The 13,524-nt window shown below is 59.7% G+C and carries 13 protein-coding genes and 1 tRNA gene; 9 read left to right on the forward strand and 5 right to left on the reverse strand.

Features of this window, described 5'->3' with window-relative positions:
• Positions 1-129 precede the first annotated feature (129 nt).
• Genes DD235_RS02140 through DD235_RS02165 form a run of 6 tightly spaced genes read left to right on the forward strand, consistent with a single transcriptional unit; the run spans position 130 to position 6,192 of the window.
• Complete coding sequence (locus DD235_RS02140; RefSeq protein ID WP_109060397.1) at positions 130-1,152, forward strand: ABC transporter substrate-binding protein; 1,023 nt, start codon at positions 130-132, stop codon at positions 1,150-1,152.
• Entirely contained in the window at positions 1,139-2,170 is a 1,032-nt protein-coding gene (locus tag DD235_RS02145; protein WP_109060398.1) for an ABC transporter permease, read from the forward strand. Before DD235_RS02140 ends, DD235_RS02145 begins: the two co-directional genes overlap by 14 nt.
• Positions 2,164-2,940, forward strand: coding sequence for an ABC transporter ATP-binding protein (locus DD235_RS02150; RefSeq protein ID WP_109060399.1), 777 nt, complete (start codon positions 2,164-2,166; stop codon positions 2,938-2,940). Before DD235_RS02145 ends, DD235_RS02150 begins: the two co-directional genes overlap by 7 nt.
• Before the next feature lie 8 nt (positions 2,941-2,948).
• Positions 2,949-4,265, forward strand: coding sequence for a c-type cytochrome (locus DD235_RS02155; protein ID WP_146193382.1), 1,317 nt, complete (start codon positions 2,949-2,951; stop codon positions 4,263-4,265).
• A gap of 41 nt (positions 4,266-4,306) precedes the next feature.
• Positions 4,307-4,843, forward strand: coding sequence for an OsmC family protein (locus DD235_RS02160; protein WP_109060401.1), 537 nt, complete (start codon positions 4,307-4,309; stop codon positions 4,841-4,843).
• A complete protein-coding gene (locus tag DD235_RS02165; RefSeq protein WP_109060402.1) occupies positions 4,840-6,192 on the forward strand; it encodes an LLM class flavin-dependent oxidoreductase in 1,353 nt (450 codons plus the stop codon). Before DD235_RS02160 ends, DD235_RS02165 begins: the two co-directional genes overlap by 4 nt.
• Before the next feature lie 9 nt (positions 6,193-6,201).
• Here the strand turns inward: DD235_RS02165 and DD235_RS02170 are convergent, their stop codons facing one another.
• Positions 6,202-6,915 (reverse strand): Crp/Fnr family transcriptional regulator, encoded by a 714-nt coding sequence (locus tag DD235_RS02170; protein ID WP_109060403.1) that lies wholly within the window; start codon positions 6,913-6,915, stop codon positions 6,202-6,204.
• A 257-nt stretch (positions 6,916-7,172) separates the two neighbouring features.
• Between DD235_RS02170 and DD235_RS02175 the strand changes: the two genes are divergently transcribed.
• Positions 7,173-9,290, forward strand: a complete 2,118-nt coding sequence (locus DD235_RS02175; RefSeq protein ID WP_109060404.1) for a TonB-dependent receptor family protein — start codon at positions 7,173-7,175, stop codon at positions 9,288-9,290.
• Here the strand turns inward: DD235_RS02175 and DD235_RS02180 are convergent.
• Together DD235_RS02180 and tenA are read right to left on the reverse strand one after the other, a co-directional pair.
• Positions 9,284-10,453, reverse strand: coding sequence for an HPP family protein (locus tag DD235_RS02180; RefSeq protein ID WP_109060405.1), 1,170 nt, complete (start codon positions 10,451-10,453; stop codon positions 9,284-9,286). The genes DD235_RS02175 and DD235_RS02180 overlap by 7 nt on opposite strands.
• Before the next feature lie 109 nt (positions 10,454-10,562).
• Entirely contained in the window at positions 10,563-11,288 is a 726-nt protein-coding gene (gene tenA / locus DD235_RS02185) for a thiaminase II (protein WP_109060406.1), read from the reverse strand.
• Between the two features lie 193 nt (positions 11,289-11,481).
• Between tenA and DD235_RS02190 the strand changes: the two genes are divergently transcribed.
• Positions 11,482-11,558, forward strand: a tRNA-Val gene (locus DD235_RS02190).
• 155 nt (positions 11,559-11,713) lie between these two features.
• On the opposite strand, the gene DD235_RS02195 is transcribed toward DD235_RS02190, so the two are convergent.
• The gene (locus tag DD235_RS02195) at positions 11,714-12,937 is read right to left on the reverse strand and encodes a tyrosine-type recombinase/integrase (RefSeq protein ID WP_109060407.1); all 1,224 of its coding nucleotides are present in this window, start codon (positions 12,935-12,937) and stop codon (positions 11,714-11,716) included.
• Positions 12,909-13,208, reverse strand: a complete 300-nt coding sequence (locus DD235_RS02200; protein ID WP_109060408.1) for a helix-turn-helix transcriptional regulator — start codon at positions 13,206-13,208, stop codon at positions 12,909-12,911. The genes DD235_RS02195 and DD235_RS02200 overlap by 29 nt, the downstream gene beginning before the upstream one ends.
• On the opposite strand from DD235_RS02200, the gene DD235_RS02205 reads away from it, so the two are divergent.
• A complete protein-coding gene (locus tag DD235_RS02205; RefSeq protein WP_109060409.1) occupies positions 13,207-13,518 on the forward strand; it encodes a hypothetical protein in 312 nt (103 codons plus the stop codon). The genes DD235_RS02200 and DD235_RS02205 overlap by 2 nt on opposite strands.
• Positions 13,519-13,524: the final 6 nt, after the last annotated feature.

Genomic DNA, 13,524 nt, shown 5'->3' on the forward strand with positions numbered 1-13,524 from the left:
GATTATACAGAATGAGTTTATGTTTAATTAAGGATATGTAAATCTTGTATTTTGTTTTCAATTCATAGGCTCGCAGAATTCCCAGTTACAGATTTTGTAGCAATTTTTAGATTGGGAGAGTGTGAGGTCATGGATAAATCATCGATTCATCGTCCAGGTTTTGTGTCGCGCCGTCGGTTATTGCAAGTGGCTGCGACAGCCGGGTTGAGTGCGCCGTTGGGCTTCATGGGCGCGCGAGCGTGGGCGCAAGGGACTGCCCCGCGCAAGTTCAAGATTGCCTGGAGCCCCACGGCCGTCTGCCAGTCGCCTGTTTCAGTGGCGCTGGAACAGGGATTTTTCGACCGTTATGGGCTGGAAGTCGAACGTATCAATTTCAGTGGTTCTACGGACCAGTTGCTGGAGGCGATTGCCACAGGCCATGCCGATGGCGGCATCGGCATGGCATTGCGCTGGTTCAAGCCGCTGGAGCAGGGGTTCGATGTCAAACTGGCCGTAGGCACGCATGGCGGTTGCATGCGTCTGCTGACAGCGCGTGATTCGGATATTCGCCAGGTACAGGATTTGCGTGGCAAGCGCGTGGCGGTCACGGATCAGGCCAGTCCGGTCAAGAATTTCTTTGCCATCCGGGTGGCGCAACTGGGGATAGATCCGGAAGAAGTCGACTGGCGCCAGTTTCCGCAGGATTTGTTTGGCGAGGCGCTGCGCAAGGGAGAAGTCGATGCCATCGCAGGTGATGATCCGCTGCTCTATACGCTGCGCGAAGACAACGATCTGCAGGAGATCGCCACCAATCTCGAACATGAGTACGCCAATCGTACTTGCTGCGTGCTGGGGCTGGGAGGCAAGCTGGTCCGCGAGGATCCAGATGCCGCAGCCGCGATCTCCCGTGCCGTAATTGATGCACAGCGCTGGACGGCAGCCAATCCCGATGAGTCGGCCAGGATTTTTGCTCCGCACATTCCCTCCAAGGTGCCGGCCGAGCGCGTGGCGGCCATATTGCGCAGCCATACGCATGGCCACGCCAGCACCGGAGCAAAGCTGAGGGAAGAAGTGGTCGGCTATGCCACCGATCTCAAAACCATCAAGGTGCTGAATCCGAACCTGGATGTCGAAAAATATGCTGCTGCGGTGGTGCCCGATGTCCTCGTCTGATCAAGCAACGGCAGGTCGCCTGGGGCATGATGCTGCCACGAAGGCCGGGTGGCTGGCAGGGCAGGGTTTCTGGCGTATCGGTGCCCTGGCTGCCGCACTGTGGTTGGCTGTTGGCTGGATAACGTTGCTCTGGCCAAACGTTCAGGTTGGTTTTACGGAGTGGGGCTATACACGGGAGCTGGGTATCGGGCTGGTATTGCTGGGTATCGGGCTGGCGATTGCCGCATTGCCTGTGCAGCCAGTGGTGCGAGCCACCCGGCGGCTGCGCGTGGCAGGGCCGTGGCTGCTGGTGCTGGCGCTCTTTACGCTGGTATGGGAGTTGCTGACGGCCAAGCTGGCCTGGTTGCCCGCACCGTTCTTTGCACCGCCTCAATCGCTGATCGACGTCTATGCCTCGGATTGGCGGCGGTTGGGCGACAGTCTGCTCAATTCGCTCTGGCTTCTGTTCAATGGTTTTGTCCTGGGGGCGCTGTCAGGGTTCCTGACGGGCGTGGCGATAGGCTGGTCGCGGGCGCTTGGCTACTGGGTTCACCCGGTGCTGAGGTTTCTGGGCCCGGTTCCCTCTACGGCGCTGTTGCCGATGGCCTTTTTCTTTTTCCCCAGCGGCTGGGCGGCGGCGGTATTCCTGATCGCGTTGGCAACCTGGTTTCCGGTCACGGTGCTGACCTGGTCGGGTGTGGTCAGTGTGAACAAGGCTTTCTACGATGTGGCGCGTACCCTGGGGGCGAAGCCCTGGTTCCTGATCGTCCGGGTCGCTGTGCCGGCGGCTATGCCACATGTGTTCGTGGGATTGTTCATGGGGCTGGGAGCTTCTTTTTCCGTATTGGTGGCGGCCGAGATGATGGGCGTGAAATCCGGGCTGGGCTGGTATCTGTCGTGGGCCCAGGGCTGGGCTTCGTATGCCAACATGTATGGTGCCCTGATCGTGATGGCGCTGGTGTTTTCCGGCCTGATCACACTGTTGTTTCATGTGCGGGATCGTAGCCTGGAGTGGCAGAAGGGGGTGGTGAAATGGTAGCGATGACCGCCGTCGAGGGCGCACATCTCGAAATCCATGATGTCAGCCACCGGTTCGACCTGGAGGGGGCGACGCTGCCCGTGCTGGATCACATCAGTCTGGATATCCAGCCGGGTGAGTTCGTGGCCTTGCTGGGTCCCAGTGGCTGTGGAAAATCGACGTTGCTGCGGCTGATTGCCGGGCTCGAAAGTCCTGCTGCCGGTTTCATCAAGGCAGATGGTGAGGATATTACGCAACCCGATCCTTCCCGCGTAGTGGTATTTCAGGATCCGACGCTGTTTCCATGGCGTACCGTACGCCAGAATGTGGCACTGGGGCCGGAGGCGCGCAATCTGTTGCGACAGGAAAATGACCGGATCAGCGAGGTGCTGGCTCTGGTGGGACTGCAGCAGTTCGGCAGTGCCTATCCGCATCAGTTGTCGGGCGGCATGGCGCAGCGTGTGGCGCTGGCGCGTGCCCTGGTCAATGATCCGGCCGTGCTGATCATGGATGAGCCACTGGGCAAGCTGGATTCGCTGACGCGGCTCACCATGCAGTCCGAGATTGTTTCGCTTTGGCAGCAAGCCCGGTTTACTGCATTGCTGGTCACGCATGACGTCGAAGAAGCCGTGTTCATGGCGAACCGGATCATTGTCCTGTCGGATCGGCCGGCCAGGATATTGGGTGAAATCAGCAATACCCTGCCGTATCCGCGCAAGCGTGGCGAACCGGCACTGGCGGAGCTCAGGCACCGGGCCCTGACCTTGCTGGGGCTGGACGACTCCTGGTAATGCCCGCCATGGATGTCTGGATGATATGGCTGGCGCTGGGCCTGCGGTGGCTGCATTGGGTCGGGATCGGTCTGGTGCTGACTGGCCTGCTGGCATTCCGGTGGTCAGGGCGCGCTCGTTGGCGACTCGCTGTGGCCGGTCTTGGGCTGGCCGCAGGCAGTGCCTTTGCGTGGCCGGCTGTCTATGCGGCAAGCATGACGCCGGGAAACGTGCCTTGGCAGGTCCTGCTGGTGCTGGGGGCGGGTGCCGAGGGCTGGCTGCCGGGTGTGGCGGCATTGCTGGATCTGCATCCCGACTGGGTGTCGGCATGGCGTCCCGAACCGGCCGTGCCGCTGGCCGGCTCGGCGCTGCGCCAGACATTATGGTTGTTGGTGGCGCTGGTGCTGGCATCGGGCTGTGCATGGCTGGCATGGAGGGTAGCCAGCAAGCCCCTGGGGTGGATGCTGCTGGCATTGGCGGCGGTGCTGTGGGGGTACCGGCCGATACCTTCTCCCGCCTTGTTGCTGGCCCCTGCCTCGGCGCATTCTTTTCGTCAGCCTGACGTGGCTTTCGATGTTTCAGGCCTGTCGCTGGGGCAGGTGAATTACCAGCGGCATTGCATCACCTGTCATGGCGCACCGGGAGAGGGGCCTACCCGAAAAACAGTGGGCATGGCACGCTGGCCGACCGTGCTGGGGGCGGCCCTGTTCGAGACTCGCCCGGTTGGAGAACTGTACGGCCATGTGCAGTATGCCGCAGGGCATGCCTACTCCCAACGGCTGAGTGAAGCCGAGGTCTGGCAGATATTGGATTATCTGCGCGTAGCTGCTGCCGGTACCACCTTGCAGCGAGAGCAGGCCTGGCTGCAGCCATTGCCGGCACCGGGCATGTCCATCCGGTGCACGGGAGCATGGGGCCATGCTCGTTCTCTGAGCGACTTGCGTGGCCAGAAGGTCCGGATCGCAGTGCAGGATGGAGGCGCATCATCCGTTGCCGCGAGAGCATTGCCGGATCCGCGCCTGGTCGATGTATGGCTGTTGCCACCCAATGCCGACGTCCCGGCCGAGGCAGAGTGTGTTTCTACAGAGCCCGGAACCTGGCAGACCTATGGCTGGCTGGCCGGTGTGACACCAGAGCAGTTGTCCGGCGCTGCATTCCTGGTGGACAGGCAGGGCTGGCTACGGGCCTTTGCCTCGGCACGCGATGCACAGGGATGGAGTCGTCCCGACAGCATGTGCGGGCCGGTAGATGTTGCGCAGACGGCCTTGCCGACCGGAAGTCTTTCCGAGGTGCTGGATACCATGGCCCGGCGTCCCGTCGGGCCACTTGTTGGGGCACGCCTGTAGGGTGCCCAGATCGATATTACCCCTGTCATGGAAGCAAGCAAATGAGCAATCTGAGAGCGTATCTGCAGCAGAAGCGGGAGGCCTGGCTGGTTCGCCTGGGTCGCGATCCTCAAACTGTCACGCCACTTGTACTGAGGGCACAGGCCACGGCGGAAGGCCGCAGCGGTGTGCGTCGCATCCGTATCCGTGACCATCAGGTCATCAGCGACAGCCCCGACGATTTTGCCGGCTATGACCTGGGGCCTTCGTCACCGGAGTTGCTGCTGGGTGCGTTGTCCAGTTGCCTGACCCATATCTTCCTGATCCAGGCGGCCGAGCTGCAGATTCCACTGGACCGGCTGGAGGTCGAGGTCGAAGCGGACCAGGATCCGCGTGGGGGCCGGCCCGGCTATGAGGCGGTGCCGTTCTATCCGCACAATATCCGCTATACGGTACATGTGTCGTCGCCGGCCGATCCCGATGAAATCAAGGCATTGCACGACGCCGTCGAGCACTGGTGCCCGATCCTGAATCTGCTGCGCACGCCGCAGGACTTGACGGGTCGTATCGTGCATACGCCGACGCGGAGCGAATCATGAGCGGTACGACACAATCGCGGCAGCTCAGTCTCAATCTGTTCATTTATCCGGGCGGGCACCATGAGGCAGCCTGGCGTCACCCCGATTCAGTGCCGGAACGTGCCCTCGACATACGCTATTACCAGGCCCTGGCGCAGCAGGCCGAGGCGGCTCGGCTGGATGCCATTTTTTTTGCCGACTCGCCTTCGCTGGCGGACCATATTCGCTATGGCTCGCGCTATCGTTTTGAACCGGTTACCTGGCTGTCGGCCGTCGCCGCCGTGACCGACCGGATAGGCCTGATTGGTACGGCCAGCACTTCTTATTACGAGCCCTATAACCTGGCCCGCCTGTTTGCGACGCTGGATCACCTGAGTGGCGGGCGTGCAGGGTGGAATATCGTGACGACGTCGGCGGAAGGGGCGGCAGCCAATTTCAATCTGTCTCAGCATCCCGACGCGCATGCGCGCTATCAGCGGGCCGATGAGTTCGTCCGTGTGGTGTCGGCGCTGTGGGACAGTTGGGAAGATGATGCTCTGGTCGTGGACAAGCACAGCGGTATTTTCGCGGAAGATGCCAGGGTCCATGCCATCGGGCATGAAGGTGCGCATTTCCGGGTGCGGGGGGCCTTCAATCTGCCCCGTTCACCGCAGGGGCGTCCAGTCTATGTGCAGGCAGGCTCGTCAGAGGAGGGACGTGACTTTGCAGCCCGTCATGCCGAGGCTATTTTCACGGCGCACCAGACACTCGAAAGTGCCCATGCGTTCAGCCAGGATCTGCGCAAACGGGCGACAGCCGCCGGGCGGGATGCTGCGCAGATCAGGATATTGCCGGGTATCTGCCCCTATATCGGCAGTACTGCGGCCGAAGCCCGGCAGCATGCCGAGGCGTTGAACGAGCTGATTCAGCCCGAGTATTCGCTGGCACAACTGCGCAATCTGCTGGGTGTGGATCTGGGCGGCTATCAACTGGATGCAGCTTTTCCGCTTGAAGCGCTCGATTTCGATGCACCTCAGAGCACATCGAGTCGCTTCCGGGTCATTGTCGATATTGTGGAGCGTGAGCAGCCCACACTGCGCCAGCTGATACAGAAGCTGGCTGGTGCGCGAGGGCACTGGACACCATCAGGTACGCCGGATCAGATCGCCGACCTCATCCAGCAGTGGTTCGAGGCGGGGGCAGCAGATGGGTTCAATGTCATGCCACCCTGGTTTCCGACCGGTTTCGACCTGTTTGTCGATGAAGTCGTGCCACTGCTGCAGGCGCGTGGTCTGTTCCGGCGCGAATACACGGGACGGACATTGCGCGAGCATTATGGCCTGGAGCGGCCTGTTTCTCAGTTTGCCGAAGCGGTGGCCGAGGTCTTTTGAGGCCTGCTTTCAGAAAGCGCGCTGGGCTTCCGTGGACAGCCCCTGGAAATAGGGGATGTCCAGCAAGGTCCACTGCCGTTGCCTGCCTTCGAGGTAGCCCTGCTCCTGCCACTTGGTCAGCAGACGGCTGAGTGTTTCGGCACGTACGCCCAGGCGCGAGGCTAGTTGCCGCTGGCTGAGCGGGAGCTGAATGGTCGTGCCTTGCCGGGCCTGTTCGTCTAGCAGATAGGCGGCGAGGCGCTGGGGGGCCGAGCTGTGGGCAATCCAGTCAACTTCGTTGATACGCTTGTAGACACGCATGCTCATGTTTTCGAGATAGCGCATGGCCAGGGCCGGCGATTGCTGGCAGGCCTGGCGCAGGCCGTCGCGCGTAAGCCAGCAATAGCGTGTATCCGTGCGGGCCCGTGCATTCATGGGGTAGCGGCCATGTGGCATGAACATGGCGGTTTCTGCCACCAGTTGACCATCGGAAAACTGTCCGAATACCCGCTCTTCACCCGAGTCGCTAAAACGGATGATCTCGATCTGTCCCGCCAGCACCAGCAGATAGTGCTGGGCCGACGCGCCCTCGTGGAACAGCGTTTGCCCGGCCTTGGCGTGCCGGATCTGAGCCTGGTTCAGCAGCACGCCGATGAGGGGGGCGTCCAGGCCTGCCAGCGTGGGGTGTTCCGACAGCAACTGGCGGGCATGGAAAAGCTCGAAATCCTGCTTGACTATTGTCATTTGAAAAAGATACTCATTCTGCAATCATTCATCTTCGAGAATGTTTCTTGTTCCTGCTTTTGGGGCAAGGTGTCGAAGTGAACCTGACTCAGTAGCCAGTGTACTGTGTCCCAGGTCATGATGGCCCTGGTTTTTCCTTCCCGAGCATGCGCAGGCGCAAACAGACTTTACATCGGTTGTGGCAATGGGTCAGGCCGGTCATTATCTTCGGGAGTTGTAAAAGCATGGCAGGTTCGGGCGTCGGACATGCGAGTCGCATGAGCAAGGGAAACAGGGCAGGGCGCTGGGCGCTGGCGATGGCTTCGCTGATGGCTGCTGGTGTCGGGCAGGCACAGACGACGGTACTGTCGCCGGTCCGTGTCGAAGGAGAGCAGGAGGCAGCATTGCGTGCGTCGGTTCAGCAGGAGCGTGCCCGGCTGGCGCGCGTGCCCGGCGGCACGAATCTGGTAGAACCGCAGCGCGAGGGCCGGTTGGCCACGTTGCGTGATGCACTGGACTATCAGCCTGGCATCGTGATCCAGGACTTTTTTGGCGGCACCGACCAGCCTCGCCTGAACATCCGTGGTTCAGGTATTCAGAGCAATCCGGTCAACCGGGGTGTGTTGCTGCTGCAGGATGGCCTGCCGCTGAACGAGGCAGACGGATCATTCGTGATCGGCCTGCTGGAACCGCGCAATGCCGCATTGATCAGCGCCCGGCGTGGTGCCAATGCCATCGCACCGGGGGCAACAACCCTGGGCGGGGAGATCGATTTCCAGTCGCTGACGGGGGCCGACGAACGCGCATCCGCGCGGGTGGAGGCGGGCAGCTTCGGCAAATATGCCGTCCAGGCTGCAGGAGGATGGCAAGGCGAGAAGGCCGATGGCCGGATCAGCGCCAGTCAGGACTGGTACAAAGGCTACCGGCACCATTCGCGATCGCGTCGCGGCAGTGTGCAGGCCAACCTGGGCTTCGTACTCGACAACGGTTTCGAAAATCGCACCTATCTCAACTGGACAGATCTGCGTTTCCAGATTCCGAATGTGGTGCCCAAGAGCTGGATCTGGAGCGATCCGCGCGGCGTCATGGGTGATGGCAACAGTCCGCAGGACCGGATGATGAATATCTACCAGCGCGATCCGCGCCGGCACACGCAGCAGTTGCGGCTGGCCAATCTGTCGCGTTGGGGCGATGAACGTCTGAGCCAGACCGTTGGGGTGTACTGGCAGAATACCGATGACAGCTTCAAGAATCCGACGTTCTATACGGATACCGACAGCGATACGGCCGGGGCTCAATGGTCGCTGGATGGCAAGGCTGGCGAGCAGGTGGATTACCGGCTGGCTGCATCCTTTGCCAACAGCAGCATGGATCGGAAACTGTATGCGGTCAGCCCGCTCAATGGTTCGCGATTGCAGCGTTTTGGCAACTACGATCTGACGGCACGCAATCTTGACCTGTCCTCGGGCGCAAGCTGGCGCTTTGCGCCTGACTGGAGCCTGTCCGGCGACTTGAAGTGGAGTCAGGTGGAGCGCAATGCACGCAATCGCGATACGGGCAACAAGATCGACCAGGACTGGCGCTATCTGACACCGCGCGTGGGAATGAACTGGACACCGACACAGGATCTGCGTCTGTTTGCCAATTACAGTCGCAGTCATGAGGCTCCGACATTCTGGGAGATCGTGAATGGCGATGTCGCTGCCAATAATCCGGCTGCGGCAACCTCGAAAATAGCCCGTCTTGATGTGCAGAAAGCACGCACGGTGGAGCTGGGGGCTGTTGGACAGTACGGACAGCCTCGATGGGAAGGAGAATGGTCGATTACTGCCTATCGCAGTGAAGTGACAGATGAATTGCTTTCAATGTTCGATGCAAGCGGCAACAATCAGGCCACGCTCAACTATGGTGACGGGACACGTCACCAAGGTGTGGAGGTAGGCGTCAGCGGTGTGGCTCCGTTGTTCGATACGATGGGATTGCAGTATCGCCTGGCCTGGACATACAGTGATTTCCGTTTCAGAGGCGGCGAATACGCAGGCAACAGGATAGCGGGGGTACCCAGGAACCTGTTGAGTGCCGAGGTATTGCTGCGCAGCGGAGCCTGGCGCTTTGGGCCGAATGTACGCTGGCTTGTTTCCGACACGCCGACGGACCATGCCAATACGGCGGCGACCTATCAGGATTCCTACGCCTTGCTGGGTTTCAGCGTGCATTATCAGCCCAGTTCCCAATGGCGGCTTTGGTTGCAGGCAGATAATTTGACCGATCGTCGTTATGCCAGCAGCTATGTCATACGGGGAAAGATCGGCGCGCAACCACCTGCGGCCCAACAGCCTACGTTCTTGCAGGGTACTGGTCGCAGCATCACGGCAGGGCTGAGCTATCGTTATTGAGTTGGCGACTCAGATCCTGCCCGTGTCGGCCTGATGCTGGCGTACAAGTCCAGCAGCAGGTCGGACTGGGTCAGCATGCCGACCAGTTGTCTTTGCTCGTTGACGATGGGCATGTGGCGGTGTCGCCCCTCGCCGAACAGCGGGATCAACGCGGCCATCGGCTGGTCGGCATGGGCAGTCACGGCTGGCGTGGTCATGATCTGGCCGACCCGTTCAGGTTTGCGGGTGGCAGCCTTGCCGGGCAGGCGGATAAAGGCCTTGAGGCGGGCACCGAGTGTGTCCGGCTCATCCAGGTTGGCCTGCTGCATGAAGTCGGACACAGTGATGATGCCGACGACATGGTGTTCGGCATCAATGACCGGCAACGCCTTGATGCGATGCTGGCGCATCAGCGTCCAGGCGGTCTGCAGCGAGGCTTCCGGGCCGATGCTGACGGGATCGTGGCTCATGATGGCCGAGCAGGTGCGGGTCCCGAGCGTGCGCTGGAACGACGCTGTCTCGGCATAGTCCAGCAGATGCTCGAGATCTTCCCGGCTGATGTTGAGCGCCTGGTTGTATCGAGTGAGCGCGGTATCCAGATCTTCGGCGCTGAAGCGGCCAGGGCGGGCCGGGATCGGGGATTCCGTTGCTGCCGGCAGCCTGAGCGGAGGATAGCGTTTGCCCGTGAGCGTGTTGTAGATCATACCCAGGCCGACCAGCACGCATGAATCAAAAAGAATGGGAAAGAATACAAAGCTGTAGTCCTCTATGCCATAGAGGGCAGCAAAAAGGGCGATGGCCGTACTGGGGGGATGTACGCAGCGCAGCAGGAACATCAGCAGAATGATTGCTGCTTCTGCCGCCGTCAGTGCCAGCACCGGATTTGGGATCAGGATGGCGCAGGTAATGCCGACGGCTGCCCCCAGCGTATTGCCGACGATGACGGACCAGGGCTGGGCCAATGGGCTGGAATACAGCAGAAAAATCAGGATGGCGCTGGCACCGAGCGAAGCGACCAGCCAGTAATGATGTGTGGCCGACAAGTCGTTGAGCTGGTAGCTCAGACCTGCCGTGATCATGATGCCGAGGGTGGCACCGATCAGGGCACGCCATTTTTCCCTGCGATCTATGCTGAATGCTTCGGGACGTAGTGATTGCAGCCAGCGGCGCAGGGCGGGGGTCATTGCGGTCAGGTAGGGTGCGATGCAAAAAACGAGTAGCGATGATACCCCTCATCCTGCCTGTGTCATATGGTTGCAGGCAGGATGAGCTTATGACTTTTCTGCATATGAATCAGTGGTCATGCGACTGTTTTTCGCCCTGCAATCCCATCTGCCAGAAATCGATTTCGAGCCGTGTGGCATCACGGAACAGTTCGGTCAGTTCGGCTGCGCGGGTCGGGCCGACTTCGGCCAGCCGGTCATTCAGCCAGAGGTGTTCGGCGCGGGCCGCTTGCTGGAATTCAGCACTGGCATACATCTCTATCCAGGCCGCATAGGGATTGCGGTCTGCATCCCTGACGGTAAACGGCTGTGCCTGCAGCCACTGCGCGATGTCTGCATAGCCGATGAGGCAGGGGGCCAATGCGATATGCAGGTCCAGCAGGTCGCCGCGCTGGCCGGCATCCAGTACGTAGCGTGTGTAGGCCATGGTGGCACGCGCTTCGGGGAGCGCAGCAAGTTCATCTTCTGTGATACCCCAGGTGGCGCAGTATTCAATATGCAGCCCCATTTCGATATCTACGATGGTCTTCAGACTGTCCAGACCCTGACGCAACTCACGGATGTTGCGGCTCTTGTAGACCGCCAGGCCCCAGGCTCGGGCAAAGTGCACGAGGAACAGATAGTCTTGCCTCAGGTAACGTTGGAATGCATCGGCTGGCAGCGTGCCCGCACCCAACTGGCGAACAAACTCATGCTGGATATAGGCTGTCCACTCCTGTTGGCAGTCGGTTGTAATGCGCTCGAATGTGGTGCCTGGGCCGGAGCGTACGGGGTGATGGGCCGTGCTTGCGGGCATGTGGGGTTCTCCTTTGAGTCGATCCGGCGCACGGCATGTGGACGCGTGCGCGGATGGTGCCTATGTATGGTAGCGGGTCGCGTGCCGGCTTGACCGGATTCACGCATGGTCGCTGCGGAAATGGACAAGTTGAAAATTTTTCTGCGCCGCTTGACGCAGACGAAAAAAACAGTGTATTATTCTGTTCTTCGCTAGGCGGTTAGCTCAGTTGGTTAGAGCGCCACGTTGACATCGTGGAGGTCGCTGGTTCGAATCCAGTATCGCCTACCAGAATTCAGGCAAAAGGCTGCAAGCCTTGCCCAAAAAGCCGTTAACCCCAACAGGTTAGCGGCTTTTTCATTGCTAGCACTGCCAAGTCTTGCCCAGTGATGCCTATTTCTCATGGGGGCATATTTGGGGGCACATCCCGGATCGATGGGGGCACGCTATTCCCCGGGCATTTCGCGCTGCGCATCCAGGTAGTCTGACCACCACTGCATCAATTCCCGGCGTTCGTCCATATACTGGGCGTGGTTGTATGCTCGGCGAATCTTGTTTCGGTCTTTGTGTGCAAGCTGGCGCTCAATGACGTCTGCCCGAATCCCGCTGTATTCGTTCATGATCGTTGATGCCAGCCCTCTGAATCCATGACCTGTCTGTTCCCCTTCAAACCCCATGATCTTGAGCGCCTTGTTGATGGTCTCGCTGCTCATCGGTACCCGGGGACTGCGCATGCCCGGAAACAGGAACTGGTGGCGGCCAGTGAGTTTGTGCAGGTCTTGCAGCAATAGCAGGCATTGCTTGGACAGCGGGACGATGTGAGCACCGGCAGTTGCCTTCTGGATCACAGAGCCTTTCATCCTCTGTGCTGGTATATGCCACTCTGATGCCTCAAAGTCTATTTCGCCCCACTCAGCCCATCGCAGCTCGTTTGTGCGCGGGAAGGTGTGGATCATCAGTTTCAGCGCGGCTTTTGTTTCCGGCCTGCCGTGGTATTGGGCAATGCGTGTGAGCAGATCTGGCAAGTTGCTTATGCCGACATGTGGAAAGTGCTCGACTGGAGGGCGAGGCTGCAGAAACTGAGCAAGACCCTGCGTGACATCGTTTGTTGTCATGCCGATGCCGACCGCATACCGGAATACCATGCCGATCGATTCAAGTACGCGAGACGCCATTTCTAAGGCACCACGCGATTCCACTTTCTTGACTACATCCAGTACGGCTTTGCCGGATATCTGTGCTATCGCTCGCCGCCCGAGGTCTGGATATGCGTTTGCGTTTAAGGCATTCGAAATGCGCTGATGGTACCCAGGGCTCCAGCCAGGCCGACGTAATTTCAGCCATTCTTCTGCGATATCCCTGAATTTCTGGCCGACTTGCTTGCCATCCGTATCCTCAATAGTGTCCGGATCAACCCCGGCCGCAAGATGAGCTTTGGCCTGTTCGCGCTTGGCCCTGGCCATTGACAGAGTGACAGCCGGATACGGACCAATGGTGAGGGCGTTTTCTTTTTTGTTCAGAGGCCGCCGATACTTGAGTCGCCATCGCTTGTGTCCGGACTTCAAGACCTCAAGGTACAGACCTCCGCCGTCGAACAGCTTGTTTCCGCTGTTGCCATACTTTGCGCTTCGGCACTGAGAGTCAGTCAGTGGTGGTATTTTCTTCGCCATCTTGCTCTTGGATGTATTCGTTTGGGTTGGCCAGCCACGCCAGGAGATCAGAACCACGCCATACCGTGCTATTTGCGCTGATGCGCTTGGGTGCCGGAGCGGTACCTGCCAACACTCGCTGACGCCAGGTTTCCCGGCAGTAAGGAATCAGGCCTGCAAACTCCTTCCAGCGGTAAAGGCCGTCAGGGTAAATGCCTTTTTCATGCTGGGCAGCAGGGTAACCCGGTGGCACGGGGTGGTGGGGTGATTTGTTTTGATGATCATGTATCATGGATAAATCCTTGTTTTTCTATGCCGACTTATGTCTGGAGGAGGGCAAAATGACCAACACATCATCGACAGTTGGGAGCATCGAAATAGGGGAGCACCTTGGGCTGAACGGAAGCGAGTCACAAGCGATATGCGCCATCGAAGATATGGCGGACGGGCGTGGGTGGTGGGTGTTCTTCCTGATTCAGACAGAAGGAAAGTTTCCATCCATACTGGAGAAAATTTCTATTCCCAAAGATAGGGTCATGGGAGTGCTGAAGCCTCTTGATCGGAATGTGAGGCTCGTGCCGCCGCCGTGGCGTTCAGAGTAGTTCTAG

It is taken from the genome of Corticimicrobacter populi (assembly GCF_003123725.1).
In the GTDB taxonomy this organism is placed as follows: domain Bacteria; phylum Pseudomonadota; class Gammaproteobacteria; order Burkholderiales; family Burkholderiaceae_B; genus Corticimicrobacter; species Corticimicrobacter populi.

Coding starts and splice junctions, on each gene's coding strand:
- DD235_RS02140 (WP_109060397.1), top strand. CDS start 130: ATGGATAAATCATCGATTCATCGTCCAGGTTTTGTGTCGCGCCGTCGG.
- DD235_RS02145 (WP_109060398.1), top strand. CDS start 1,139: ATGTCCTCGTCTGATCAAGCAACGGCAGGTCGCCTGGGGCATGATGCT.
- DD235_RS02150 (WP_109060399.1), top strand. CDS start 2,164: ATGGTAGCGATGACCGCCGTCGAGGGCGCACATCTCGAAATCCATGAT.
- DD235_RS02155 (WP_146193382.1), top strand. CDS start 2,949: ATGGATGTCTGGATGATATGGCTGGCGCTGGGCCTGCGGTGGCTGCAT.
- DD235_RS02160 (WP_109060401.1), top strand. CDS start 4,307: ATGAGCAATCTGAGAGCGTATCTGCAGCAGAAGCGGGAGGCCTGGCTG.
- DD235_RS02165 (WP_109060402.1), top strand. CDS start 4,840: ATGAGCGGTACGACACAATCGCGGCAGCTCAGTCTCAATCTGTTCATT.
- DD235_RS02170 (WP_109060403.1), bottom strand. CDS start 6,915: ATGACAATAGTCAAGCAGGATTTCGAGCTTTTCCATGCCCGCCAGTTG.
- DD235_RS02175 (WP_109060404.1), top strand. CDS start 7,173: ATGAGCAAGGGAAACAGGGCAGGGCGCTGGGCGCTGGCGATGGCTTCG.
- DD235_RS02180 (WP_109060405.1), bottom strand. CDS start 10,453: ATGACCCCCGCCCTGCGCCGCTGGCTGCAATCACTACGTCCCGAAGCA.
- tenA (WP_109060406.1), bottom strand. CDS start 11,288: ATGCCCGCAAGCACGGCCCATCACCCCGTACGCTCCGGCCCAGGCACC.
- DD235_RS02195 (WP_109060407.1), bottom strand. CDS start 12,937: ATGGCGAAGAAAATACCACCACTGACTGACTCTCAGTGCCGAAGCGCA.
- DD235_RS02205 (WP_109060409.1), top strand. CDS start 13,207: ATGGATAAATCCTTGTTTTTCTATGCCGACTTATGTCTGGAGGAGGGC.
- DD235_RS02200 (WP_109060408.1), bottom strand. CDS start 13,208: ATGATACATGATCATCAAAACAAATCACCCCACCACCCCGTGCCACCG.